This is a genomic window from Chimaeribacter coloradensis (assembly GCF_002858715.1).
Taxonomy (GTDB): domain Bacteria; phylum Pseudomonadota; class Gammaproteobacteria; order Enterobacterales; family Enterobacteriaceae; genus Chimaeribacter; species Chimaeribacter coloradensis.
In genome coordinates this window covers 1-330 of record NZ_PJZH01000102.1, presented here as the reverse complement: position 1 = coordinate 330, position 330 = coordinate 1, and the positions used below count along the sequence as shown (strand labels likewise).

Here is a 330-nt window from a genome sequence, read left to right as displayed (position 1 = left end):
GTCCACCTTTACAACCAGTGGCAGGCGCAGAACCCGAAGCTGGTGCATCCGCAACTGGAAGCGCTGCTGAAGTGGGCGGCGTTGCTGCATGAGGTGGGGCTGAGCATCAACCATACCGGTATGCATCGCCACTCCGCGTATATCCTGCAAAACACCAACCTGCCGGGCTTCAACCAGGAGCAGCAGATACTGCTGGCGGCGATGGTGCGGCTGCACCGCAAAGCGATCAAGCTGGAAGAGTTGCCGCGCCTGAACCTGTTCCGCAAAAAAGAGTACCTGCCGATGATTCAGCTGCTGCGCCTGGGCGCGTTGCTGAACAACCAGCGCCAG

At 60.0% G+C, this 330-nt stretch carries 1 pseudogene; it reads left to right on the top strand.

The annotated features are described in order from the left end of the window. A pseudogene (locus CYR32_RS21325) lies at window positions 1-330 on the top strand (exopolyphosphatase); the annotation flags it as partial.